This window comes from Actinoplanes sp. DH11, assembly GCF_020873875.1.
In the GTDB taxonomy this organism is placed as follows: domain Bacteria; phylum Actinomycetota; class Actinomycetes; order Mycobacteriales; family Micromonosporaceae; genus Actinoplanes.
Window position 1 is genome coordinate 21,976 of sequence record NZ_JAHWGU010000038.1, and the last position, 22,252, is coordinate 44,227.

A 22,252-nucleotide genomic window follows, 5' to 3' on the forward strand; every position below is an offset into this window, starting at 1 on the left:
CCTCAGGCCGCGGTTCGCTGTCCCCGCACCGCCGGGTCGCAGGCACGCCGCGCCGGCAGACCCAGGATCAGGGCGGCCCCGACTGTCGTGTGCATGCCGAGCAGGGCCAGCCGGCTCGTCGTGTCCACCCCGGCGGAGAGCGGTCCGGCCAGCGAGACCGCCAGCACGAGCAGCGCCACGATCCGGAACGTCCGGGCCGGGTGGCGGGTGGTCCGTTCCAGCAGCGCCAGCAGGCACCACGCGGCCAGGCCGGCCAGCAGCGCGGTCACCACGACGGCGACCGGGCCGACGTCCCGGGCCGTGCCGCCCTGGCCGACGGCGAGGTCGTGGCCGGCGACGGGGCTGTTGACGGCCCACACCAGCAGGGCGCCGGCGGCTCCGGCGGCGATGGTGACTGCTCTGCCCGTACTCCTCGAGATGTTCGTCATGGGGGCAGCCTCGCGGCGGGGTCCGCTTGCGCACATCGGGCCGCGGAGGGCACGGCCTACAACTTTGGATGGTGTCGGACGCGCGGCCGGGCTGGTTAGCCTCCACCCATGAGAAGCCGGGTCGCCACGCTGCTGATCGCGTCGGGCGTGCTGACCGCGGTGAGCATCCTGTCCTACTGGAGTGATCGCGAGCCCGGTCCGCTGCTCGCCCTGGACCTCACCGTCGGGGTGCTGAGCTGGCTGATCGTGCCGCTGCTGATCTGGCGGCCGGTCGCCGCCACCGCGGTGCTGACCGTCCTGGCGGCGGTGTCGCCGGCGGCCACCGCGGCCGCCACGATGGGCGCGTTGCAGGTGGCGTGGCGCCGCCCGTTCCGGGTCGCGGTCGCCCTCGCGGTGGCCGGGGTCGGTGCGCACGCGGTGCAGGGCCTGGCGCGCAGCAACGGCGGCATGTCGTTCGGCTGGTGGCTGATTCTGATCACGGTGGGGTACGGCGGGCTGCTCGGCTGGGGCGCGTGGGCGCAGGCCCGGGCGGCGCTGATCCGCACCCTGGAGGACCGGGCCCGTCGCGCCGAGGCCGAACAGGGCCGCCGAGTCGCCGAGGCCCGCATGCTGGAACGCCGCAAGATCGCTCACGAGATGCACGACGTGCTGGCGCACCGGCTGTCGTTGCTGGCAACGTTCGCCGGCGCGATGGAATATCGGCCGGACTCCTCCCCCGAGCGGATGTCCCGGGCGGCGGGCGTGGTCCGGGAAGGGGTGCACCAGGCGCTCGAGGAACTGCGGGAGGTGATCTCCCTGCTGCGCGAAGATCCGGACGACGACCCGGACGGCGTTGCGGGCGACGGCTCGGGCGGGCGCCCGGGTGACGGCTCGGGCGGCGCCGGCAACCGGCCGCAACCGGTGCTCGCGGACGTGCCACGGCTGGTCGAGGAGTCCCGCGGCGCCGGTGCCGAGGTGCTGCTGCACACGTCGGTGCGGGAACCGGACGAGGCGCCGCCGGTGGTGGCCCGGACCGCGTACCGCATCATCCAGGAAGGACTCACCAACGCCCGCAAGCATGCCGCCGGTCAGCCGGTGCGGGTCGAGGTGAGCGGTGGGCCGGGCGCCGGCCTGCTGATCGACGTCCGAAACTCCCTGACCAGCGACAGCGGCACCGGTGGACCTCCTCGTGGCGCCGGCCTGGTCGGGCTCACCGAACGGGTGCACCTGGCCGGCGGCCGGCTCGACCATCAGGCGGCCGGCGGCGAGTTCCGGTTATGGGCGTCGATACCATGGCCGGCGTGACCCGGCCGGTGCGTGTCCTCGTCGTCGACGACGACGCGCTGGTCCGGGCCGGGCTGACCATGATGCTCGACGGCGCGCCCGGCATCGCCGTGGTCGGTGAGGCCGCGGACGGCGACCAGGTACCGGCGGCCACCGACGCGCACTCGCCCGACGTGGTGCTGATGGACCTGCGCATGCCCCGGGTCGACGGCATCACCGCGACCCGCCGGTTGCGGGCGCGGCCCCGGCCACCCGAGGTGATCGTCCTGACCACGTTCGACACCGACGAGAACATCCTGTACGCGCTCCGCGCCGGCGCCAGCGGCTTCCTGCTCAAGGACACCCCGCCGGCCCGGATCGCGGAAGCCGTCCGGCAGGTCGCGGCCGGCGAGCCGATCCTGTCGCCGCGGATCACCCGGCGCCTGATGGACCGCACCGCCGTGCAGGCGGGGGCGTACGCCCGGGCCCGGGCCACCCTGGCGGCGCTGAGCCCTCGCGAGCGCGACGTCGTGATGGCGATCGCCCGGGGCAACGGCAACGCGGAGATCGCGGCCGCGCTCGACATGACCCTGGCGACGGTGAAGACGCACGTGTCGCACATCCTGACGAAGCTGGACCTCGACAACCGTACGCAGATCGCCCTGCTCGCCCACGACGCCGGCCTCGCCTGATCCGGAGCCGCAAGCGCCGTCCTGCCTTGTCATGATTCGCCGGAGCCGGCCTCGCCCGATCGGCGCCGGTGGGTCAGTCCGTCGCCAGGCGGGCGTGCGCGTGCATGTCGTGCCAGCCATCGGCGTGCCGGGCCTCGGCGCGCCGGACGCCCTCCGCCGCGAACCCGGCCCGATCGGCGACCCGGCACGACGCCGGGTTGGCCGTCGAATGGTTCAGCTCGATCCGATGCAGGAGCAGCGTGCCGAACGCCCACCCGGTGAGCGCGGCGAGCGCACGCGGGGCCAGCTTGCGGCCACGGGCGGCGGGCAGGATCCAGTACGACACCTCGCCCACCGCCTCGCCCAGGTCGAGCCGGCGCAGGCTGATCTGCCCGGCCACCAGCCCGTCGTCGACGACCGCCCACCCGGCGCCGGTCTCGTCCCGCCAGCGGTGCGGCCAGCGCGCGATCCACTCGTCGGCCTCCGCGCCGGTCATGCTGCGGCAGTGCCAGCGCTGGATGTCCGGGTCGGCGTATCCCGCCACCACCACCTCCCGGTCGGAAGGCTGCCAGGGCCGCAGCAGCAGGCCGTCGCCGCCGATCGACGGCTGGGTGAGCGCGGACAGGGTCCCGGCCGGCAGCGCCGGTGTGACGAGCGAGGGCATGAGCCGGACCCTATCCAGGCGGCTGCCGGTCCCGGACCGGGCGGTCGCGGGTGCACCGGATGACCACCGTCACATCTCTTGCCTCTGACATCAATGTCAGGTTCTAGCGTTTGCCACATGCAGATCAACGGAGCAATCGCCCTGGTCACCGGTGCCAACCGCGGCCTCGGCCGGCACTTCACCACCCAGTTGCTCGAGCGGGGCGCCGCCAAGGTGTACGCCACCGCCCGCCGCCCCGAACTCGTCGACCTGCCCGGCGTCGAAACGCTGCGGCTCGACATCACCGACCCGGAATCGGTGGCCGCCGCCGCCCGGGTGGCCGGCGACGTCACCCTGCTCGTCAACAACGCCGGCATCTCCACCGGGGCCGGGCTGGTCACCGGCGACCTCGACCTGATCCGCCGCGAGATGGACACCCACTTCTGGGGCACCCTCGGCATGATCCGGGCGTTCGCACCCGGTCTCGGCGGCGGCGCGATCCTCAACGTACTCTCCGCGCTGTCCTGGTTCGCCCACCCCGGGACCGGCGCCTACGCCGCCGCGAAGGCCGCCGCCTGGAACCTCACCAATGCGGTACGCCTCGAACTCGCCGACCAGAAGACGCAGGTCACCGGCCTGCTCCTGGGCGCCGCGGCCACCGACATGACCGCGGGCTACGACGGACCCACCGCCGACCCGGCAGTGATCGTCAAGGCCGCCCTGGACGGCCTGGAAGCAGGCCTGTGGGAGGTGATCGCCGACGACTGGACCGCCCACGTGAAGGCGTCCCTCGCCGGCGACCCCCGCTCCTTCTACACCCCGGCCTGATCCTTCTCGGTCATTCCCCGGTCAGGGCCCGAAGGCCTTCACCTCCAGCAGGCCGACCGAGGCCGTGCCGCTGGTCAGCGCCACCCGCAGCCGCGTCGTGCTGACCTGGCCGAAGGTCACCTGGTTGTACCGGTCGGCCGCCACCGGGTAACCGCTCGCCGACGGCACGTCGACATACGCGCTGCCGTTCCAGTACTGCAGCTTCCAGGACGCCGGCAGGTCGATGCCCTGACCGTCGTCGAAGAAGTAGACCTGCGCCGACCGCAGCGGCACCGCGGCCGGCCAGGTCAGCTCGGCCCACTGCTGGCCGGTGGCGGGCCACGTCCCCCACCGCGGGTTCGCGGTGTCGTTCGACGACGGCGGGTCGATGCCGTCGTTGATGGCGGCGACACTCTCCCAGGACGAGGTGGTGGAGGCGCTCGGGGTGGCCGCCGCCGCCAGGTTCGTGGTGGGTGGCACGACCACGCCGCGCTGGTAGAGCTTCAGTTCGGTGAGGCCTACCTTGGCGCTGCCGGACGGCTGGGTGAACACGATCCGCAGCCGGGTGGTGCTGACGGCCGCGAAGTTCACCCGGTTGAGGTTGGCCTGCGGGGCCGGCGGGCTTTTGACTTGGGAGGACGCGGCCACCCAGGCGGAGCCGTTCCAGTACTGCACGGTGTAGGACGCCGGTGGCCGGTACCGGTTGCCGGCGCGGTCGTGCCGGACGTGGATCCGGGCTTCGTCCACCGTCCGGGCGGCGCCGAAGTTCACCTCGTACCAGTCGGTCGTGGTGGTGCTCCCGTGGGTTCCCCACAGTGGCGCGTCGGTGGGCAGGCCGTCGATCGCGGCCGCCACCGAGGTGCCGGCGGTGGTGTACGACGCCGAGGCGGTCGCGCCGGCGGCCAGGTTCGGCGTGGTGGAGGTCAGGTCGACGCCCGCCTTGGCGAAGACGTCGACCATCCGCGCGCTGTTCTGCACCACGCCCTGCGGCGCCTGGAGGCCGGCGAACGCGGCGCTGTGCGTGACGGTTCCGCCGGTGGTGACCGCGCCGGTCGACGGGTTGTAGGTGATCGGGACGAGCTGGTTCACGGTCGCCACCCGGGTCCCGTTCAGGAAGATCGAGTAGCCCTGCGGCACACCGGGGTAGCGGGTCACCCCGTCGGCCGGGTCGTCCCACACCACCGACAGGTTGGCGTTGCGGTACCGCAGGTTGTTCACCGCGAAGTGCGTCCACCCGATGTTGATCGGCGACAGCTCGATCTGGGTGTCGTTGCGCGGCCGCAGACCCGCCACGTCCTCGATGATCGTCCAGTTGCTGCTGCCGAGGATGTTGTGGTGGATCCACGACCGGTAGGTGATGGCGCTGCCGTTCCAGTTGGACCAGAACTCGTTGGCGTCCGGCCAGGCCGTGTTGCCGTCGACGTACTGCGCCCAGGCGTTCCAGTACAGCAGCTTCTTGTAGTCCTCGTTGTTCATCCACGCGTTCGGGTACTCCCGCAGCACCCGCGAGTAGAGCCGGAACTGCACCGTCGAGTTGATGGTGGAGAAGTTGTTGCTGCCGGGTTCGCCGGCGGCGGCTGCGGCCGCCTTGTCCTTCTGGTTGGCGGTGTAGAACGGGAACAACGGATACTCCGCCGGGTCGGCGAACAGGCGCAGGGCCTCGCGGTACTGCGCGGTGTTCGGCATCAGGCCCACGGCGTACGGGTAATAGTTGTTGATCTCCTTCCAGGGCACATGGGTGTTGGTCGCGACATGTTTGTGCTCCAGCAGTTGCCGGCCCGGGTTCCACAGCGTGCCGACGACGCCGGTGCGGATCCGGTCGGCGAGGGTCTGCATCTCGGCCGCCTTGGCGGTGTTACCGAGCAGGGCCCAGGCGTCGCGGGCCGCGTTGGCGGCACTCCACACGTAAGCGGTCTCGGCGCGGTCCAGGTTGCCGGCCCGCCAGTGGAACGACACCGCGTCGGCGTCGTTACCGGTCATCGCGCCCCAGTCGTACTCGATGACGCCGTTGTTGTTGGTGTCGTAGGTGGCGAGTTGTCCCTTGGCGTCGCCCTCCGCGTAGCGGGCGAAGTTGGTGAGCATGGCCGGCTGCCCGCCGTGGATCTGGTAGGCCCGCCACGCCGCCTCGGCGATGTACTGGGTGTACGAGTTCGACCAGTTCTCCGGGTCGCCCGGGTTGTCCATGAACCGGCCGTTCGCCGACGACTGCCCGACCGCCAGGTACGGCCCGTAGGCGTACTCCGCGTTGCGCAGATACTTCAGGTCGTCGATGTGCATCGGCTGGGTCAGCGCGATCGCGTTGTTGTAACCGGTCACGCCCTCGATCGACTGCGGGAACTGGAAGTCCTGCCCGGGGATGTCGGCGTCCAGGTGGTTGAACCGCATCAGCCACCAGCGGTAGTAGATGCTCTTCTTGATCGCGGCGTCCGGAACGTCGATGTAGGGCACGTTGTCGGCCCACCACCGGTTGTACTCGCGCACGTGCGTGCCGAACGCGTCGGCCGCCGTCCGGGTCCGGTAGGCGTCGTACTCGGTGCGTGACTGCGGTATCTCGGAGGTGACCATGCCGAGCTGGACCTTCACCGTGACCGTCTGCCCCGCCCCGACCGTTACCGATCGGCTCAGCGCGCCACTGGCGGCGGTGAACCCGTCACCGGACAGGCGCGGGTACAGGGTGGTCAGGTTGTTCTTCACGGCCCGGGTACCGGTGAGTTCGCTGCCGCTCACCGTGGTCGCGTACGGCGAGGTGGCGGTCAGCGACAGCGTCGCCGCCGAACCGCCCGTGTTGACCACGGCGACGTTGGTGACCAGCACGTTGTTGTGGGTGATGAACTTGGTGACCTCGAGCCGGATCGATCCGCCGGTATGCACGCTGCGCCAGTGGCTCGGCGTCTGCCGGCGCTGGGCGGGCTGCTCGGTGAAGGTGCCCGGTGACGCCGCCACGGCGTAGGCGTTCTGGCTGGAGATGTTGTCCCAGTACGCCGCGTTGCCACCGAAACCGATCACCGCCGGGTTGTGCGTGTACATGAACGCGGCCCGGCCGCGCGTCATCAGCCAGGGGCCGGCCGGGTCGTTGCCGGTGCGGGCCAGCAGGCGGTCCATCCAGAAGTCGGTGCCGGCGGCCTCGGCGTCGTAGATCGCCCGCATGGCGTCACCCGTCGAGTAGCCGACCGGTGGGGCCGGTATCGAGCCGGCGCCGGTGAAGGTGGGGTAGCCGATGGGTTGCGCCGCGCGTGCCGCCGACGGCTGGCTGCCCACGCCGGCGACGATGAGGAGAAGACAGAGGGCGTACGCGCAGACGCGTCGCGCGGTCACGACTGGAACGCCTTCCACTCGAGGACGCCGGTGGAGACGCCGGTACGTGACGTCATCTGCAGCCTCAACCTGGTCGTATTGACTGTATCGAAGTTGATTGCATTCTCGACGTTCCCATCAACACTGCATGTTGACTGGCTGTCAACATTGACGTATTGACTGCCGTTCCAGTACTGGAGTTGACATGAGGCGGGCAGATCGATGCCCTGGTTGTCGTCGAACCAGTACACCGACGACTTGTTGACGGATCGGCTCGTCGGCCACCGGTATTCGATCCACTGGGTGCCCTGTTGCGGCCAGTTGCCGTAGACCAGGTTCGACCGGTCCTGCGAGTTGACCGGCGTGCCACCGTTGTTGACCGCAGCCAGGCTCTCCCACGACGAGACGTGTGACGTGGACACGGTCGCGGCCGGCGCGATGTTCGTGCCACTGCCGCCACCGCCACCGCCGCCGCCACCGGTTGTCGGTACGACCCGCTGGATCGTCCCGTCCGCGTTGAAGTACAGCCTGTCGACCGCCACCGACCTGCGGAAATTGCCACCCCCGGGCGCGTCAGCGGTGTGGTAGACGATGTACCACTGACCGCCGAACTGCACGACCCCGGCATGGTTCGTCGTCGACGAGACCTGACCGAGCACCACCCCCCGATGCGTCCACGGCCCGAGCGGGCTGGTCGCGGTGGCGTACCGCTGGCACGCGAAGCTGGTGTTGGTGACGCAGCCGCCGGTGTCGTTGGCGGCGTACATCATGTAGTAGAGGCCGTTGCGTTTGAACATCCACGGCGCCTCCCAGAAGTTGGTGAGGCCCTGCGGGGTGACGACCGGCCCGACGGTGTCGACCATGTTGGCGGCGAGGCGGACCGCGCGCGGCGCCCAGTAGCCGCCCCAGTACAGGTAGGCCTGGCCGTCGTCGTCGACGAAGACCGTCGGGTCGATGTTGAGTGCCGACGAGTTCGCCGTGCTGTCACTGATCAGCGGGCCGCCCTTGGCGTCGGTGAACGGCCCGAGCGGCGAGTCGCCGACGGCCACGCCGATGTTCATCCAGCCGGGCCCGTTGCCGTTGACCGAGGTGTACCAGTAGTACTTGCCGTTGCGCGGCTCGACCTCGCTGGCCCACGCGTCCGCGCCGGCCCACGGGAACGTCGCGATGCTGGCCCGTGCGCCGTGGTACGTCCAGGTCTGCGCGTCGCCCGAGGAGAGCACGTGCCATTCGCGCATCACGAAGTTGTTCGTCCCGGCCGGCGCCTCGTCGCGGCCGGCGTAGACGTACAGGGTGTTGCCGACCACGAGCGGCGCCGGGTCGGCGGTGTAGACGCTGGTGATGATCGGGTTGGCGGCGCGCACCGGCACGGCGGTCAGGGCTGTCGCCGTGACCACCCCGCATGCGACGGCCGCCCACTTCCGGACTGACATGGGGCTCCCTTCCGGCGAGGGGCCCCGGCCGGATCGCTCCGGCCGGGGCCCGGGGATCAATAGCCGTAGCGGCTCTTCAGGTGCCGCCACCAGTCGCGGAACATCCAGGCGTCGAACTCGGTGATCGACGGTGAGCTGCCGGCGCGCATGATGAAGTTGCTGACGCCGCTGGGGGTCCAGTCGTAGAAGTCGTCCAGGCCCCACGTGTGACCGATCTCGTGCAGCAGGATGGTCATGTTCGCCGCGTTGATGTTGTTCATGAAGTACTCGCGGCCCATCCGCTGCCCCCAGTCACCGCCGGCGCCGCCGCCGAAGCCGTCGGTGAGCCACAGTGACTGGTCGTAGTGGCGGGCGTAGCCGCCGGGACAGTTCGGGTACTGCCCGTTCTGGTTGAAGAACCGGCCGCACGGCACCGAGCACTGCGGCGCGTTCTCCCGGATGTCGTTGACGTAGACCGCCACCGAGTTGTCGTTCCACTGGAGCTGGGATCGGTTGCGCACGGCCCAGCCGACGACCCGGACCGGCACGTCGGCGTACGGCCACGCGTTGTGCCCGACCAGTTCGTCCATCCACTTCTTGTGCTGCCGGGCCAGGGCCGCGTGGATGGCGTCGCGCTGCGCCACCGTCACGGTCGACGACGAGTCCCAGCGCACGCAGTAGTTGATGTAGCCACGGTTGGCCATCACCTGGTCCCAGCCGTAGTTGCGGAACCCGTACAGGTTGCCGTTGTTGTAGGTCTGTTCCTGGTGCTGCCACACCTGGTTGAGCCCGGTCACCAGGTGGGCGGGCGGGCTCCAGGTCGGCGGGGCGGCCTGCGCTCCGGCCGGGGACATCAGGATCGCCAGGAATGCGGCGATCAGGGTCATGAGACGACGTGTTCGCACGGAACCTCCTCAAAGTAATCGATATTCGTCGATGTCTTGGGCACGTCTTCGCCCGGGTTCGGCCGACTGTTTCTGAGCGCGCGAGATCCCCCGGACGGGCTCCGTCCATCTGCCCCGGTGGTGCGGCCCGCCTGCCGGAGACGCTGCCTTACGAAAAGGTTTTCGGCAAGGCGTTCATCGTGTTACGAATAGATTCCCGTAAACGCCTGAGGCTGCTGGAGCGCGATGGGACGGCGACGTACGCAGGGGGTGACACTGGGTGACGTGGCGCGCCGCGCCGGGGTCTCGATCGCCACCGCGTCCAAGGCGCTCAACGCCCGGGACCAGGTCGCCGCCGCCACCCGGGAACGCGTACTGCGGGCCGCCGACGAACTGTCCTTCCCGGCCGGTGGGAGCACCCGGGCGATCGGTCTGCTCACCGACGAGCTCGGCGGCCGGTTCTCCATCCCGATCCTGCTCGGCGCGGAGGACGCCATCGGCAGCGAACGCATGTCGGTGCTGCTCTGCGACGCGCGCGGCGACGCCGCCCGGCGCCGGCACTACGTGACCACGCTGCTCGCCCGGCACGTCGACGGCCTGATCGTGGTCGGTGACGACAACGACTGGCTGTCCGCGCTCCCCCGCGACGTGCCGGTGCCGGTCGTCTACGCGTACGGCGAGTCCGACCACCCGGACGACGTCTCCGTCATCGCCGACGACGAGGGCGGCGCCCGGCTCGCCACCGAACACCTGATCGCCGTCGGCCGCCGGCACATCGCCCACCTGACCGGCCCGCACGGCTTCCGCGCGGCACGGCACCGGGCCGCCGGCTTCGGCACGGTGCTGGCCGAGCACGGCCTGCGACCGGCGGGCCTGACCATGCGGTACGGGGAATGGTCGCAACGCTGGGGGCGGCGCGCCGCGTACGAGCTGCTGGCCGCCGACCCGGACACCGACGCGGTGTTCTGCGGCAACGACCAGATCGCCGCCGGCGTGGCACAGACCGTGCGCGAACTCGGCCGCCGCATCCCCGACGACGTCGCCGTGGTCGGTTACGACAACTGGACCGAGTTCGCCGCCGACTGCCGCCCGCCGCTGACCACCGTCGACCTCAACCTGGAGGACCTGGGCGCGACAGCCGTACGCCTCCTGCTCGCCGCCATCGCCGGCGACCCCTTCCGCGGCGTCCTGCGCGCCCCGTGCCGCCTGGTCGTCCGCGAGTCGAGCGCGCCGCCGGGCCCGACGGATCCGCCCGGCCCGACGGGTCCGCCCGGCCCATCCGCGGGAACGACCGCGCGCTGATCACGCGATGCCTAGCCTGGGCGGATGGTGGTGCTCCTGGCCTGCGCGGTGGCCACCGCCCTGGTCGGCGCGCTGGCCGGCGAACCGGCACCGCACGCCGCCGGTACGGTCGCGGTCTTCGCGCTGCTGGCCGTTCACGCGGCGGTGCGCGGCGCAGCGGTCCCCCGCCACGTCCGCGTGCTGCTCTGCGGCGGCCTGGTGCTGCTCGCCGCCGCCACCCTCATCGAGGCTCGCCGCCGGCTGGCCGCTCCCGACCTGAGCGCGCTCGAATGGAGCCGGGTGATGGCCGACCGCGGCTGGCAACAGGACCTCTACCGGCACCTGACGATCCTTGCCGGTTGCCGGGTGCTGGCCTGCCTGTGTTTCGTCGCGGCGGCCGCGCTGCCCCGACGGGCGCCGCATTCCGACTCCGGCAACCCGCGGCCGCGTCACCACGAACTCCTGATCGGGCTCGCCGCCGTGGCGGGCCTGGCGCTGCTGGTCGACGCCGCCTGGGACGCGTCAGACCTGGCGAGACAGAACGCGCCGCGACGGGCCACCGTCGACCTCGCCGTCGTAGCGGTGCGGGACTATCCGGGCGGCCCGGACTACCCGGCCGCCCGCGCCACCGCGTTGCTGCTGGCCGGGGCGGCCATGACCGTCCTGGGCTGTACGCACCTGAGATCGGCCGGGCGCGGCGGATGACCACGCCCGGCCGCCGGACGGGTCAGCCCAGGGCGTTCAGGAACGGCTCGTGGCTGTTCCGGAACTCCCAGCCGTAGAACTTGTCCCAGTTGATCGACCAGGTCATCAGGCCACGGAAGTTGGGGTTGGTGCCGCTGCGCACCGCGTACCCGCCGCAGTTCGTGCCCTTGACCAGGCAGGTCACCGCTTGCTGGACCCCCGCGGGGGCGACGTACCCGTTGCCGGCGCTGACCGAGCTCGGCGCGCCGAAGGCGATCTGGTCCTCGCGCAGCCCGGGGAAGACGTTCGCCGTGTTGCCGGCGACCGGGAAGCCGGCGAGCAGCATGTCGGTCATCGCGATGTGGAAGTCGGCGCCGCCCATCGAGTGGTACTGGTTGTCGAGCCCCATGATGGAACCCGAGTTGTAGTCCTGCACGTGCAGCACCGTGATGTCATTGCGCAGCGCGTGGATGACCGGCAGGTAGGAGCCGGCGCGCGGGTCCTGGCCGCCCCACGGGCCGGAACCGTAGTACTGGTAGCCGAGCTGCACGAAGAAGGTCTCCGGCGCCATGGTCAGCACGAAGCCGGCGCCGTACCGGGCCTTCAGCGACTTGACCGCGCTGATCAGGTTGACGATGACCGGCGTGGTCGGGTTCTTGAAGTCGGTGTCACCGGTGTTCAGCGACAGCGAGTGGCCTTCGAAGTCGATGTCGATGCCGTCCAGCCCGTACTTGTCGATGATCGCGCTGACCGAGCTGACGAACCGGTCCCGCGCCGCCGTGGTGGTGAGCTGGACCTGGCCGTTGGCGCCGCCGATGGAGAGCAGCACCTTCTTGCCGGCGGCCCGCTTCGCCTTGATCGCGGCCAGGAACTGGGCCTCGGTCTCCACGCCCGGGCATTCTGCGGCCGGGCAGAGGCTGAACCGGATGTCGCCGGAGGTGGCGCTCGTCGGCTCACCGAACGCCAGGTTGATGATGTCCCAGTCGGCCGGCACGTCGGCCATCCGCAGATAGCCGGAGCCGTTGGCGAAGCTGGCGTGCAGGTACCCGATGAGCGCCCGCTTCGGCAGCCCGCCCTCGGGGATCGGCGTGCCGGGCGTCGACGGGGACGGCGAGGCCGGGACCGACGGTGACGGTGAGACCGGGACCGACGGCGACGGCGAGGCCGGGACGGACGGTGAGGCAGGCGTGGACGGCGACGGGTTCGTCGTACCGCCGCAGGCGCCGTTGTTGCTCCAGACGTCCCACTGGGCGCTCCGGAGGACCGGGTCCTCGCCCTGCGTCCACCACTTCGCGGTGTAGTTGTTGCCGCCCTTGGAGACGACGGTGTCCTTGACATAGGTGGCGCCGGCACTCCAGGCGGGAGCGCAGGCCACGGCGGCACTCGCCGTAGTGGCGACATAGAAGGTTGAGCAGGCGACGGCCAGGGCGGCCGTCGCGGCAAGAACGACGGATCGACGCATGGCTAATTATTAGGACTGTTAACTGAAGTTGTAAATAGGATCCGGCTGTAGTGGATCGTCCGCGTCGGGATTACCTCGCTACGCTTGGCGGATGACCGCGATGGCACCGAGGCGAACCGAGACCGATCTCTCCTTCCTCCTCGACCACACCAGCTACGTCCTGCGGTCCCGGATGGCGGCGGCCCTGGCCGAGATCGGGCTCACCGCGCGCATGCACTGCGTGCTGGTGCACGCCCTCGAGGAGGAGCGCACCCAGGCGCAACTCGCCGAACTCGGCGACATGGACAAGACCACGATGGTGGTCACGGTCGACGCGCTGGAGAAGGCGGGGTACGCGGAACGCCGTCCCGCGACCACCGACCGGCGAGCCCGCATCATCGCGGTGACCCCCGCCGGCGAGGCGGTGGCCCAGCGCAGCCAGGCCGTCGTCGACGGCGTGCACCGGACAGCCCTCGCCGCACTGCCCGACGACGAGCGGGAAGTCCTGGTCCGCGCGCTGAACCGGCTGGCCACCGGCACCCTGGCCACCCCGTCCGAGCACGCGCGCCGCGCCCGGGAACGTGCCAAGTAGATCCTTCGCGGATCGTCTACAAACAACCTATCTGCTAGTGTCCCTCCTCAGGCCCACTCCTGGGGAGAGACCATGTCGTTGTCACCGCACTCCCGCCGCACGGCGCTCGCCGTGCTGTCCGCCGCCGGCCTGATGACCGTCCTGGACGGCAGCATCGTCACCGTCGCCATGCCCGCCATCCAGCAGGACCTGGGCTTCTCGCCGGCCGGGCTGAGCTGGCTGGTCAACGCCTACCTGATCCCGTTCGGCGGCCTGCTGCTGCTCGCCGGCCGGGTCGGCGACCTGCTCGGCCGCCGCACCCTGTTCCTCGCCGGGACCGCGGTCTTCACCCTCGCGTCACTGCTCGCCGGGTTCGCCGGCCACCCCGGCACGCTTGTCGCCGCCCGGTTCCTGCAGGGGGTTGGCAGCGCGATGGCCGCCGCCGTCGTCCTCGGCATCCTCGTCACGATCTTCACCGGGCCGGCCGAACGAGCCACCGCGATCGCCGTCTTCAGCTTCACCGGCGCCGTCGGCGCCTCCCTCGGCCAGGTCCTCGGCGGCGTGCTCACCGACGTACTCAGCTGGCCCTGGATCTTCTTCATCAACGTGCCGATCGGCGTGGCGACGATCGTCCTGGCCCGGCGGGTGCTGCCGGCCGACCGGGGCGCCGGGCTCGCCGCCGGCGCCGACGTGCTCGGTGCCGCGCTTGTCACCTCCGGCCTGATGCTCGGCATCTACACCGTGGTCCAGGTCGAACACCACGGCTGGCTCGCCGCGCACACCCTCGGCCTCGGCGCCGTCGCCCTGGCCCTGCTCGCCGGCTTCATCGCCCGGCAGGCCACCGCCCGCACCCCGCTCATGCCGCTGCGGATCCTGCGATCGCGTACCGTCGCCGGGGCCAACCTCGCCCAGATCCTCACGCTCGCCGGGATGTTCGCCTTCCAGGTCATCGTCGCGCTGCACATGCAGAAGGTCCTCGGGTACACCGCCCTGCAGACCGGACTGGCCATGCTCCCGGCCGCCGTGGGCGTCGGCGTCGTCTCGCTCGCCGTCTCGGCACCACTGAGCCGCCGCCTCGGCGCCCGCGTCGTGCTGCTCGCCGGCCTGACCCTGCTGATCACCGCGATGGTGCTGCTCAGCCGCATCCCGGTGGACGCCCGGTACGTCACCGACCTGCTGCCCGCCATGCTCCTCATCTCCGGCGGCGGCCTGGTGCTGCCGGCGCTGGCGACCCTCGGCATGTCCGGCGCCGGCCCGGACGACGCGGGCCTGGCGTCCGGGCTGTTCAACACCACCCAGCAGGTCGGCATGGCGATCGGGGTGGCGGTGCTGTCCACCCTGGCCGCCTCCCGCACCGGGCATCTGCTGACCGGCGGCGCCGGCGAGGCGGCGGCCCTGACCGCCGGTCACCGGCTGGCGTTCGGCATCGCGACGGGCCTGCTGACCACCTCGTTCCTGATCGGCGTCACCGTGCTGCGCCGGGCCGCTCCCCGACCGGACCGCACCGCGCCGCAGGTCCCGGCGTAGGCGTTCTGGTCGCGGATCTTGGTGGTGGTGCCGCAACCGGACCGTGGGTCGAGCCGCCCGGCCGGCCGGCGGTCCGCAGTGGCCGGCACGCCGGAACGGCCGGTCGGGTCAACTGCCCCAGCGGTCCTGGTGCACCGCCGCCTGCCACGGCCGGCGGTGCCGCCATCCGTTTCGTTCCAGGTCGGGGGTCTGCTCCAGGTGGGTGACGGGCCCGACGCAGAGCCAGGCCACCGGGCGCACCCGGGCCGGGATGCCGAGCAGGTCGCGCAGGAACGGCTCGCGGTAGAACGACACCCAGCCGACGCCCCAGCCCTCGGCGGTGGCGGCCAGCCACAGGTTCTGGATGGCCAGGCACACCGAGTAGAGGCCGGCGTCGGCGATGGCGTGCCGGCCCAGGACGGCCGGGCTGCCCCGGTCCGGGTCGTAGGTGACCACGATGGAGAGCGTGGCCTCCCGTACCCCCTCGATCTTGATGTTCTGGAACCGCTCGGCGTCGGCCGGGCCGAGACCGGCCGCGAACACGTCCCGCTCGTGCCGGACGTGCTGGTGGAAGGCGGTTCGGATGGTGTCGTCGCGGACGAGGACGAAATCCCACGGCTGGGTGAGGCCGACGCTCGGGGCGGCGTGCGCGGCGGCGAGGACCCGGGCGAGCACGTCGTCCGGGACGGGCTCGCCGGTGAACTGGCCGCGGACGTCGCGCCGGCGGAAAAGTACGTCGTAGAACTGCTCGGACATGGGCAGGCTCCCGCTGCGCTCGGCCCGGGCGGCGCGCCCGGGCATCGGTGAGCGAGGCCGGTCTTCGGACTTCCGGATCGATGCCTCACCGCCCGCCTTCCCAGCCGGTACGGCCAGTGGCTGCGCTCGCGCGCGTGGGCGGCAGCTCCCCGGTCACCGCGGCGGGCCCGTGCCGGATTCGCACCGGCTTCCCAGATTCTCCCCGCCCTCGCGGACAGGGCACCTCGCGACAGTTCGTGCCGGCAGGCACGATATACGCCGCGATACTCCGGAAAGGAAAGGGGTACGACCTTGGTCCTTTTACGGCATTCGCTGCGGCTGCGGGACACCGCGACTTTTGAAGCGAGTCGATGAACTTTTGCCGTGCGGAGCGAAAGTTCGCGCTCTCCTACTTGACGCCACACCCTGCCGCCAGTAAACAATCCTCACCGTTCATCAATAGATGTCGATGGAGAGACTATGAGGACAGTCGCCGCGGCCCTGGTTGCCCTGCTCGCCGTGCCGGCCGTCGCGGCACCTCCCGCCCACGCGGCGCCGCCCGCCTACACGACCGCGGAGGCGGGCAACCCGTTCGTCGACGGCCGCTACGCCGACCCCGACGTGGCGATCTACCACGATCGGTACTGGGTGTTCCCCACCGCGTCGCGCGGTTACGCCGAGCAGACCTACCTCGACGCCTTCTCCTCCGCCGACCTGGTCACCTGGACCAAGCACCCGAACGTGCTGACCACGGCGAACGTCAGCTGGGCGAAGTACGCCGTGTGGGCGCCGGCGCCGATCGCGCGCAACGGCAAGTACTACCTGTACTTCGCGGCCAACGACATCCAGAACAACACCGAGCTCGGCGGCATCGGGGTCGCCGTCGCCGACCGGCCCGAAGGACCGTACGCGGACGCCCTCGGACGGCCGCTGATCGACCGGTTCGTCAACGGCGCGCAACCGATCGACCAGGACGTCTTCATCGACGACGACGGTCAGGCCTACATCTATTACGGCGGCCACGGCCACGCCAACGTCGCCCGGCTCAACAGCGACATGACCAGCCTGGGTACGTTCGCCGACGGCACCGTCCTCAAGGAGATCACCCCGGCGGGGTACGTCGAGGGCCCACAGATGATCAAACGCAACGGCACGTACTACCTGATGTGGTCCGAGGGTGGCTGGACCGGACCGGACTACTCCGTCGCGTACGCCATGTCGGACTCCCCCACCGGCCCGTTCCGGCGCCTCGACAAGATCCTCGCGCAGGACGCCTCCGTCGCCCGCGGCGCCGGCCACAACGCGGCGCTGCGGATCCCGGGCACCGACACCTGGTACATCTTCTACCACCGCCGGCCGCTGGGTGAGACCGACGGCAACGCCCGCTTCCTTGCCTACGACCGGATGAACTTCGCCGCCGACGGGACCATCCAGCGCGTGAAGATGCTCGTCAAGGACAACTTCGACGACAACAACGCGATCGGCTGGCGGACCTACGGCGGCGGTTGGACCGCCGGCGCGGGACAGTACCGGGCCCAGCACTCCTACGGCGGCAAGGCCCTGCTGACCGACAACCACGCCGACGCGGTCCTCGACGCCCACGTCACCGTCACCTCCGGCGGCGGCGACGCCGGCCTGGTCTTCCGGGCCACCGCGGCCGCCGTCGGCACCGACAGCTACCGCGGCTACTACGCGGGCATCACCCCGGCCGGCCAGGTCATCCTCGGCAAGGCCGACAACAACTGGACCCGGCTGGGCGCCGCGCCCCTGACCATCAGCCCCGGCACGCGGTACCACCTGCGCGTCGAAGCGGTGGGCGCCGTGCTCAAGGTGTACGTGAACGACATGACGAACCCCCGGATCACCGTCACCGACGGTACGTACGCGGCGGGCTCGTCCGGGGTACGCGTCTACAACGCCGCGGCCGCCTTCGACAACGTCGCTGTCACAGCGCGGTAGGGCGCGCCTGCGGGCCGGGGGGCAGATCTAGGTCATATCGATCTCGTACGCCTCCTCGCGCACCGCCTCGTCCCGGTGCTCCCGCAGCCGCAGCACCAGGTCCCGCCACGGCGGCGCCCAGCCGTGCTCGGCGCCCCGCCCGGCCAGCGCGACCGCGAACAGACCGCCCGCCAGGTCACCGCGGGCACCCAGCCGGTCCGCGACGTCCGGCTCGAACTCGCCGGGCAGGTCACCCACCAGCGCCGCGATCCGGACCGCCAGCACCGGCCGGCCCGCGCACAGGTCCGCCGCCTCGTCGAGGCCGTCCCACCGGGCCAGCGCCACCAGCATCGCCGGCGACCGGAACGATCGGGCGGCGGGCACGTACGCGGCCCGTTCCCCGGCCGTCGCCGACGAGGCCCACGAGCTGACGCCGTCCACGACCGCGCTGATCCGCCGCCGGGCCGGCCGGTCCGACCCCGGGCCGCCCGGTGCGTCGTCGTGCGCGTCCCGGGCCGCGAGCCGCTCCAGCACCGTGCCCAGGCCGTCGCCGCCGAGGGCCGGCACCAGCCCGGCCACCTCGCCGGACCAGACCCGCTCCCCCAGGTCGGTGACCCGGTCGACGGCCAGGCCGGTCGCCGCCGCCACCCACGGCACCCAGTACGGCAGCCGCTGGAACGCGACCCGCCGCACCTCGCGGTCGGCGGCGCGGCACCCGGCGGCGATCAGCTCCCCGTACCGGGGACGGAACCGCTCCGGGACCAGGTAGGGGTCCGCGGCCAGCACCGCGGCGGCCTCCTCGCGGGTGCCCGCACCGGCCGCGGTCAGGACCTCCCAGTTCGCCGCGATGTCCGGGCGCTGCCGGGCCGCCGCGACGATCGCGGCGCGCACGTCGCGGTGCGCCTGCGGATCCCGGTACGCGGCCAGCAGTGCCGTCATCGCCTCCGGTGGCCCGTACCGGGCGAGCAGCCGGGCCGCCTCCTTGCGGCTGGTGACCTTCGCCGGACCGGTGAGCACCGGTCCCAGCCCACCCGGCAGCAGACCCGGCGGCACGTACGCGGCGGCACGTCCCGCCGCGTACAGCGCCACCCGGGCCCGGTCGTCGCCGGCGTGCCCGAGCAGCACGGTCAGCGCCTCGGCCGGCCGGTCCGTCCAGATCAGCGCGCCCAGCGCCGCCTCCGCGATCACCACGTCCGGGTCGTCGACGTACCGCATCACCAGTTCCCGGCCGGCGACCGGCACCGGCGCGGCGGCCCGGATCGCGGCGGCCCGCTCCCGGGGCCCCAGACCGGTGTCCGCGGCCGCGACCTGCTGCAACGCGACGAACCGGGCCTGCTGACGGGGCAGCCAGCGCTGCGGGCGCCGGGGGTACGCCGGCACCCAGCGCGCGCCGGCCTCGACGAACCGGCCGTGCGGCCGGCCGCCGAGCACCCGGTCCAGCAGGTCGGTGCGGGACGAGCAGACGACGTCCCACACCGGGTGCACGACGATCGCGGTCGCGTCCACGGCGAGCACCTCGGCGACCCGCTCGCTGCGGACCCGCGGCTCGTCGAGCCAGAGCCCGATCGCCTCCCGCGCCACCCGCGCCGACACCGACGGCTCGAACGCGCGCCGCAACGACTGCTGCAACCCGGGGATCCGCCACGCGCGCCGGCCCAGCGCACGGGCCAGGGCGAAGAGCGGGCCGTACCACCCGCGGGCCATCGACGCCTCCACCCAGCCACGCAGGCGGTCGAAGACCATCGTCTCCTGGCCGCGGCGCAGCACCAGGTCGAACCGGTGCAGCAGTGGCACCGCCGACACCGTGCTGACCAGGTCGATGGTGAGCAGCGCCCAGTCACGCAGCTCCGGCACCCCGACGTGGTGCTGCAGCACACCGGCCGCGAGCCGGCTCAGGGCGCCGGTCGTCGCGGCGGAGCCGTCGCGCGCCTCGACCGCATCGGTGGTGACCCGGGTCAGGGCTGGCGCGCTCGCGGCGGTGAGCAGGCGGGCCGCGCCGGCGAAGGCCAGCAGGGCCGCCGAGCGCACCGGGTCCTGCTCGTTGCGCAGCCGTGTCAGCCGCTCGGCCAGCTCCGCCACGATCCGCGGATCCCGGGACCGCAGCGCGGCGCCGATCAGCAGCCGCCAGCCCCGGGCGCGGACCTCGGCGTTGCCCGCGCGCACCACCGGCTCCAGCGCGGCCGACGCCTCCGGCCAGCCCAGGTAGGCGCTCCACGCGTACCGCAGCTCCTCGCGCCCCTGGATCTCCGGCAACCCCAGCACCCGCGTCGCCTCCCGGATCCGCACCGCCACCGGCAGCACCGACACGACCAGGGGCGTCGGGACCCGCACCGAGGTGTCAATTCCGGTCAGCGACGCGTCGTAGAGTTCGCCGCGGCGCCCCGGTGCGACCGCGCGCAGCAACGCCGCCAGGGCCCGGGCGTAGTCGCGCTGCACGCGGGCGATCGGCGCCAGCTCCGCGACCGGCAGCACGGCGAGGCGGCGCAGCAACGCCGGCGGCAGCAGGGTGCCGCGCAACCAGGGCGCGCGGCCGGGCGCGGCCAGCAGGCGGGCGACGCGCGACGGGCTCACCGCGGCGAGGATGCCGTACGCGGTGAGCGGGCCGGGCAGGTCGTGCGGCGGAGCGTGGTCCTCCAGCAGGTCGAGCACGTCACCGGGTGCGCAGGCCAGGACCGCGTCCCCGGTGTGCCGCCAGATGGCCGCCCGCTCGGCCGGTGACGCCGCGGCCAGCCGGGCGCGGACCCGCTCCAGGACCGCGGCGGGGTGGCGGCGGGCGAGCGCGGACAGGTTCACCGCATGCTCCAGGCCGGGCAGCATCGACCGTACGGTGGCCTCCCCGCAAGCCGGCAGCACCGCCGCCGCCTCGCCGTCGCCGTGCCGCTCCCCGACCTCGCGGATCATCGCGTCGGCGAGGTCGGTACGCCGCAGCCGGCGCAGCTCGCGATAGATTCGCCGCCGATCCTTCGCGGACAACTCCCCGAGCCGACCGGTGAGCATGCCGGCCCGCAGGGCCGCACTCAGCGCCGCCGAGCGGATCGCCGGCTGCTCATCCCGGACCGCCGCGCCGATGCCCGTCGCGTCCCGCGTGACAAGCGCCGCGAGCAGCGCCAGCCGCCGTTCGTAAGGCCCCTGCTCCCGCAGGTCGGCGCAGACCGCCGCTCGGTCCGGGGCGGTGCTCGCCCACTGGGCCAGCCGGTGCAGCCGGCGCCGGTACGGCAGCGGGTCGAGCAGGGTCAGCAGGTCACGCGTGGCGGCAAGCACGCCGGACATTGTGCCCCGCGTCGTCGACGGGGTGCGGCCCGTTGACCCGGTGGCGGGTTTGCCGGCGTCCCGCCGGGGTAGACCGGGCCGTGCCCTGGCGAGAGGACGACCGCATGACTTCCACCTTTGCCCGGCGGCGGATTCTGTCCCCGTCGTCGCAGTCGTTCGCGCCGGCCGCCGGGCCCGCCGCCTCCGCCCCGCCCGATGCCTCCGCATCGCCTGCCGTCCCGACCCAGCCTGCCGTCTCGGCCCGGTCGGTCGTCTCGGCCCAGCCAGTCGTCTGGGCCCAGCCGGTCGTCTCGGCCCGGCCCGCCGTCGAGGTCTTCGAACAGTTCTTGCTGCTCGACCCTCGGTCCGGGGCCGACGTGGCGATCGCCGAGCAGGTGCGCGCGGCGCTGCCGGACGGGTTGCGGGACCGCAGCCGGGCGCACGGCAGCGTGCTCGAACTGTCCGCCGCGGACGGCCGTGACCTGCGCACCCTCCGCGCGCAGCTCGCCACCCGCCGACGGGCGGCGGCGGACGCGGCGGAGCGGTCCGGGGTGTGGCTCACCGCCATCGGCGCACCGCCGGCCGGTTCGCCGTCCCGTTCAGGCACGCACGCGACGCCGTCCCGTTCAGGCACGCACGCGACGCCGTCCCGTTCAGGCACGCACGCGACGCCGTCCGGTTCTGATACTGACGGGATGCCGCTTGCGGGTCGCCGCCTGCCCGGTGATGCGCGGGACGCCGCGGTGGACCCGGCGCTGTGCGGGATGCGGGTGCGGATCGGCCTGCCGGACCGGGTGCCGGCCGGCGCGGTCGGTGAGCGGCTGCGGATCTGGCTGCCGGTGCTCCAGGCGCTCACCGCGAACTCGCCGTTCCACCGGGGCGCCGACACCGGCCACAGCAGCTGGCGTGCCGTGCTGCGCCGCGACCGTCCCCTGCCCGCGACCCACCCGGCCCTGGTGGTGGACGTGGCCGACGTCTGCACCGACCTCGACGACGCCATCCTGGTCACGGCCCTGATCCGGGCGGCCGTGGCAACCGCCGTCACCGACCTCCACGAGGACCGCCCGGCACCGTCCGTGCCGGGCGACGTGTTCGCCTCGGCGGCGGCCCGGGCCGCCCGCGACGGCTTGCGCGCCGACCTCGTCGACCCGCTGCGCTGCCGGGTGCGGCCGGCCTGGGACGTGGTCGACGAGTTCTTCGCAACCGTCAGCCCGGCCCTGCTCGACAGCGGCGACCTGGGAGCCGTCGTCGACGGACTGGCCCGGCTGCGCGACACCGGCGACGGCGCCACCCGGCAGCGGCGCATCCACCGGGGCACCGGCGACCTGCGGGCGGTGGTGGCCGCACTGGCCGCCTGGACCCGGACCGGCGCCTGAAGCCCGCGGCGCCGCCCACCCGCAACCGCCGTCCGAGCTCCGGCGACCCGGCCCGGACGGGTGCTTGAGTACCGGCCACCCGGCCCGGAC

At 72.5% G+C, this 22,252-nt stretch carries 17 protein-coding genes and 1 riboswitch; of the genes, 9 read left to right on the forward strand and 8 right to left on the reverse strand.

From position 1 onward, the window contains the following. Positions 1-2 precede the first annotated feature (2 nt). The gene (locus tag LPA41_RS36375; protein ID WP_229075824.1) at positions 3-428 is read right to left on the reverse strand and encodes a DUF6069 family protein; all 426 of its coding nucleotides are present in this window, start codon (positions 426-428) and stop codon (positions 3-5) included. Positions 429-536: 108 nt separating this feature from the next. Between LPA41_RS36375 and LPA41_RS36380 the strand changes: the two genes are divergently transcribed. Together LPA41_RS36380 and LPA41_RS36385 are read left to right on the forward strand one after the other, a co-directional pair. After that, positions 537-1,712 carry a sensor histidine kinase gene (locus LPA41_RS36380; protein ID WP_229075826.1) on the forward strand — a complete coding sequence of 392 codons (1,176 nt, stop codon included), beginning with the start codon at positions 537-539 and terminating at the stop codon, positions 1,710-1,712. After that, a complete protein-coding gene (locus tag LPA41_RS36385) occupies positions 1,700-2,362 on the forward strand; it encodes a response regulator transcription factor (RefSeq protein WP_229075872.1) in 663 nt (220 codons plus the stop codon). Before LPA41_RS36380 ends, LPA41_RS36385 begins: the two co-directional genes overlap by 13 nt. Before the next feature lie 73 nt (positions 2,363-2,435). Here the strand turns inward: LPA41_RS36385 and LPA41_RS36390 are convergent, their stop codons facing one another. Then, positions 2,436-3,005 carry a GNAT family N-acetyltransferase gene (locus LPA41_RS36390; RefSeq protein WP_229075827.1) on the reverse strand — a complete coding sequence of 190 codons (570 nt, stop codon included), beginning with the start codon at positions 3,003-3,005 and terminating at the stop codon, positions 2,436-2,438. 117 nt (positions 3,006-3,122) lie between these two features. On the opposite strand from LPA41_RS36390, the gene LPA41_RS36395 reads away from it, so the two are divergent. Continuing rightward, entirely contained in the window at positions 3,123-3,812 is a 690-nt protein-coding gene (locus LPA41_RS36395; RefSeq protein ID WP_229075828.1) for an SDR family oxidoreductase, read from the forward strand. A gap of 21 nt (positions 3,813-3,833) precedes the next feature. On the opposite strand, the gene LPA41_RS36400 is transcribed toward LPA41_RS36395, so the two are convergent. Genes LPA41_RS36400 through LPA41_RS36410 form a run of 3 tightly spaced genes read right to left on the reverse strand, consistent with a single transcriptional unit; the run spans position 3,834 to position 9,402 of the window. After that, the gene (locus tag LPA41_RS36400; RefSeq protein WP_229075829.1) at positions 3,834-7,106 is read right to left on the reverse strand and encodes a discoidin domain-containing protein; all 3,273 of its coding nucleotides are present in this window, start codon (positions 7,104-7,106) and stop codon (positions 3,834-3,836) included. Then, positions 7,103-8,518, reverse strand: coding sequence for a glycoside hydrolase family 43 protein (locus tag LPA41_RS36405; RefSeq protein ID WP_229075830.1), 1,416 nt, complete (start codon positions 8,516-8,518; stop codon positions 7,103-7,105). The genes LPA41_RS36400 and LPA41_RS36405 overlap by 4 nt, the downstream gene beginning before the upstream one ends. Before the next feature lie 56 nt (positions 8,519-8,574). After that, positions 8,575-9,402: a hypothetical protein gene (locus LPA41_RS36410; protein WP_229075831.1), complete on the reverse strand. Its 828-nt coding sequence runs from the start codon at positions 9,400-9,402 to the stop codon at positions 8,575-8,577. Positions 9,403-9,627: 225 nt separating this feature from the next. Between LPA41_RS36410 and LPA41_RS36415 the strand changes: the two genes are divergently transcribed. Continuing rightward, positions 9,628-10,683, forward strand: coding sequence for a LacI family DNA-binding transcriptional regulator (locus LPA41_RS36415; RefSeq protein ID WP_229075832.1), 1,056 nt, complete (start codon positions 9,628-9,630; stop codon positions 10,681-10,683). 24 nt (positions 10,684-10,707) lie between these two features. Further along, on the forward strand, positions 10,708-11,367 hold the full coding sequence (locus LPA41_RS36420) for a hypothetical protein (protein ID WP_229075833.1): 660 nt from the start codon (positions 10,708-10,710) through the stop codon (positions 11,365-11,367). Positions 11,368-11,389: 22 nt separating this feature from the next. On the opposite strand, the gene LPA41_RS36425 is transcribed toward LPA41_RS36420, so the two are convergent. Next, the gene (locus LPA41_RS36425; protein ID WP_229075834.1) at positions 11,390-12,808 is read right to left on the reverse strand and encodes a chitinase; all 1,419 of its coding nucleotides are present in this window, start codon (positions 12,806-12,808) and stop codon (positions 11,390-11,392) included. A gap of 91 nt (positions 12,809-12,899) precedes the next feature. Between LPA41_RS36425 and LPA41_RS36430 the strand changes: the two genes are divergently transcribed. Both LPA41_RS36430 and LPA41_RS36435 read left to right on the forward strand, forming a co-directional pair. Beyond that, positions 12,900-13,379 carry a MarR family winged helix-turn-helix transcriptional regulator gene (locus LPA41_RS36430; RefSeq protein WP_229075835.1) on the forward strand — a complete coding sequence of 160 codons (480 nt, stop codon included), beginning with the start codon at positions 12,900-12,902 and terminating at the stop codon, positions 13,377-13,379. Positions 13,380-13,451: 72 nt separating this feature from the next. After that, positions 13,452-14,885 carry an MFS transporter gene (locus tag LPA41_RS36435; RefSeq protein WP_229075836.1) on the forward strand — a complete coding sequence of 478 codons (1,434 nt, stop codon included), beginning with the start codon at positions 13,452-13,454 and terminating at the stop codon, positions 14,883-14,885. Positions 14,886-14,993: 108 nt separating this feature from the next. Here the strand turns inward: LPA41_RS36435 and bluB are convergent, their stop codons facing one another. Further along, positions 14,994-15,620, reverse strand: coding sequence for a 5,6-dimethylbenzimidazole synthase (bluB, locus tag LPA41_RS36440; protein ID WP_229075837.1), 627 nt, complete (start codon positions 15,618-15,620; stop codon positions 14,994-14,996). A 37-nt stretch (positions 15,621-15,657) separates the two neighbouring features. Continuing rightward, positions 15,658-15,862, reverse strand: a riboswitch (cobalamin riboswitch). A gap of 217 nt (positions 15,863-16,079) precedes the next feature. On the opposite strand from bluB, the gene LPA41_RS36445 reads away from it, so the two are divergent. Then, complete coding sequence (locus LPA41_RS36445) at positions 16,080-17,558, forward strand: family 43 glycosylhydrolase (RefSeq protein WP_229075838.1); 1,479 nt, start codon at positions 16,080-16,082, stop codon at positions 17,556-17,558. A 27-nt stretch (positions 17,559-17,585) separates the two neighbouring features. Here LPA41_RS36445 and LPA41_RS36450 read toward each other — a convergent pair whose 3' ends face one another. Next, positions 17,586-20,807: a hypothetical protein gene (locus LPA41_RS36450; RefSeq protein ID WP_229075839.1), complete on the reverse strand. Its 3,222-nt coding sequence runs from the start codon at positions 20,805-20,807 to the stop codon at positions 17,586-17,588. A 104-nt stretch (positions 20,808-20,911) separates the two neighbouring features. Here LPA41_RS36450 and LPA41_RS36455 point away from each other — a divergent pair, with 104 nt between their 5' ends. Further along, positions 20,912-22,162 carry a glutamate-cysteine ligase family protein gene (locus LPA41_RS36455; protein WP_229075840.1) on the forward strand — a complete coding sequence of 417 codons (1,251 nt, stop codon included), beginning with the start codon at positions 20,912-20,914 and terminating at the stop codon, positions 22,160-22,162. The last annotated feature ends 90 nt before the right edge of the window (positions 22,163-22,252 follow it).

Bases quoted from the DNA above. Each gene is read 5' to 3' on its own strand.
- LPA41_RS36395 (WP_229075828.1), top strand. From the start codon at position 3,123: ATGCAGATCAACGGAGCAATCGCCCTGGTCACCGGTGCCAACCGCGGC.
- LPA41_RS36390 (WP_229075827.1), bottom strand. From the start codon at position 3,005: ATGCCCTCGCTCGTCACACCGGCGCTGCCGGCCGGGACCCTGTCCGCG.
- LPA41_RS36430 (WP_229075835.1), top strand. From the start codon at position 12,900: ATGACCGCGATGGCACCGAGGCGAACCGAGACCGATCTCTCCTTCCTC.
- LPA41_RS36405 (WP_229075830.1), bottom strand. From the start codon at position 8,518: ATGTCAGTCCGGAAGTGGGCGGCCGTCGCATGCGGGGTGGTCACGGCG.
- LPA41_RS36375 (WP_229075824.1), bottom strand. From the start codon at position 428: ATGACGAACATCTCGAGGAGTACGGGCAGAGCAGTCACCATCGCCGCC.
- LPA41_RS36385 (WP_229075872.1), top strand. From the start codon at position 1,700: ATGGCCGGCGTGACCCGGCCGGTGCGTGTCCTCGTCGTCGACGACGAC.
- bluB (WP_229075837.1), bottom strand. From the start codon at position 15,620: ATGTCCGAGCAGTTCTACGACGTACTTTTCCGCCGGCGCGACGTCCGC.
- LPA41_RS36445 (WP_229075838.1), top strand. From the start codon at position 16,080: ATGAGGACAGTCGCCGCGGCCCTGGTTGCCCTGCTCGCCGTGCCGGCC.
- LPA41_RS36415 (WP_229075832.1), top strand. From the start codon at position 9,628: ATGGGACGGCGACGTACGCAGGGGGTGACACTGGGTGACGTGGCGCGC.
- LPA41_RS36380 (WP_229075826.1), top strand. From the start codon at position 537: ATGAGAAGCCGGGTCGCCACGCTGCTGATCGCGTCGGGCGTGCTGACC.
- LPA41_RS36435 (WP_229075836.1), top strand. From the start codon at position 13,452: ATGTCGTTGTCACCGCACTCCCGCCGCACGGCGCTCGCCGTGCTGTCC.
- LPA41_RS36450 (WP_229075839.1), bottom strand. From the start codon at position 20,807: ATGTCCGGCGTGCTTGCCGCCACGCGTGACCTGCTGACCCTGCTCGAC.
- LPA41_RS36425 (WP_229075834.1), bottom strand. From the start codon at position 12,808: ATGCGTCGATCCGTCGTTCTTGCCGCGACGGCCGCCCTGGCCGTCGCC.
- LPA41_RS36420 (WP_229075833.1), top strand. From the start codon at position 10,708: ATGGTGGTGCTCCTGGCCTGCGCGGTGGCCACCGCCCTGGTCGGCGCG.
- LPA41_RS36455 (WP_229075840.1), top strand. From the start codon at position 20,912: ATGACTTCCACCTTTGCCCGGCGGCGGATTCTGTCCCCGTCGTCGCAG.